The organism is Staphylococcus sp. HMSC069D12, from assembly GCF_001810405.1.
GTDB lineage: Bacteria > Bacillota > Bacilli > Staphylococcales > Staphylococcaceae > Staphylococcus > Staphylococcus haemolyticus.
Window position 1 is genome coordinate 1 of sequence record NZ_KV801109.1, and the last position, 1,588, is coordinate 1,588.

Sequence of the window (1,588 nt, forward strand, 5' to 3'; positions counted from 1 at the left end):
TACGTTCCGCTAGAGTAGGACGTTGCCAGGCAAACTAATGAGACCGAAAGGTCTCTTTTTTTATGCATAAAATTAAAACCGAAGATTTAATAAGAAATCAACAAATAAAAGTGTAATAGCTTTACGAAGAGAAAGCGTTTGAAGCTGATGAATTGAAAAAATTGAGAAGCGAGTTTAGTTGGGCTAAAAAAGCAAGCAATTTTATAAAATGAAGAAAGATGCGAGCGCTTGACTCGAAGTAAAGTAAGTTTCTTAGCGCCGATGGTAGCAAATTTACGTTCCGCTAGAGTAGGACGTTACCAAGCAAATTAAAGAAAACACTCCCATCTCAAGGAATGGGAGTGTTTAATATTCAAATTAAAAGTGAGTACAACATTTTATTCTCATTGATATAAATATTTGATGGATCAAAATCATGAACATTAATTTTTAGTTGGTTAAGGTTATCATGATTCTTAAGTTGAATACCGATAATGACAGTACCAGTGTTTTGAGAAGTTTTCTTTAAATATTCAAACTTAGTAATATCATCCTGAGGTCCTAATACATCGTTAACAAATTCCTTTAATGCACCAGGACGTTGAGGAAAGTTAAGAATAAAGTAATGTTTCATCTCCTCGTAAAGTAATGAACGTTCTTCAATTTCTTTCATTCGATTAATATCGTTATTACCACCACTAACTACACATACTACTGTCTTACCTTTAATTTTTTCCTTATAGTGCTCTAATGCTGAAACACTTAATGCACCTGCTGGTTCAGCAACTATGGCTTGTTTAGAGTACATATCTAAAATAGTTGAACAAACAGCACCTTCATCTACTTGAATATAATCGTCTACAAATTTCTTAGCTATATCATAAGTGATATTACCAACTCGTGCCACAGAAGCACCATCTACAAACTTGTCAATATGATCAAGTGTCACTATTTTGTTTTGGACAACAACTGATTCATACATGCTACTAGCGCCAGAGGGTTCGACACCAATAATTTTAGTTTGTGGACTATATTGATCCATATAAGTACTAATACCTGAAATCAAACCTCCACCACCAATAGCAGCAAATAGATAATCGAACGTAATTGAATCATTACTTGATTGATTCAAAATTTCTTTTGCTAATGTTCCTTGTCTAGCTATTGTATCTACATTATTAAAAGGGTCGATAAAAGTCATGTGATTTTGTTCAGTATAAATTAAAGCTTCTTTTAAGCAATCATCAAAAGTATCTCCAGTTAATATGATTTTAACGTTTTTAGAACCAAAAAATTTAACTTGATTAACCTTTTGAAGAGGTGTGGTAACAGGCATGAAAATCACAGCTTTTAAATTTAATGCTTTAGCAGTATAAGCAACACCTTGAGCATGATTTCCAGCACTTGCGCATGTAATACCTTTTTCTTTAGCTTCACTTGTTAGAACAGAAATTGCATTATATGCACCTCTAAGTTTGAAAGAGCGAACCCATTGTAAGTCTTCTCTTTTTAAATACACATTACAGTCATATTTTTGAGAAAGATAGAGATCGAATTGTAAAGGTGTCTCTTTAACAACGTCTTTTATTCTTAAGTATGCATTTTCTAC

The 1,588-nt window shown here is 32.7% G+C and carries 1 protein-coding gene; it reads right to left on the reverse strand.

The features are described from left to right. Positions 1-352 precede the first annotated feature (352 nt). The coding region (ilvA, locus tag HMPREF2737_RS08160) for a threonine ammonia-lyase IlvA (protein WP_070650052.1) at positions 353-1,588 on the reverse strand (1,236 nt) is incomplete at its 5' end.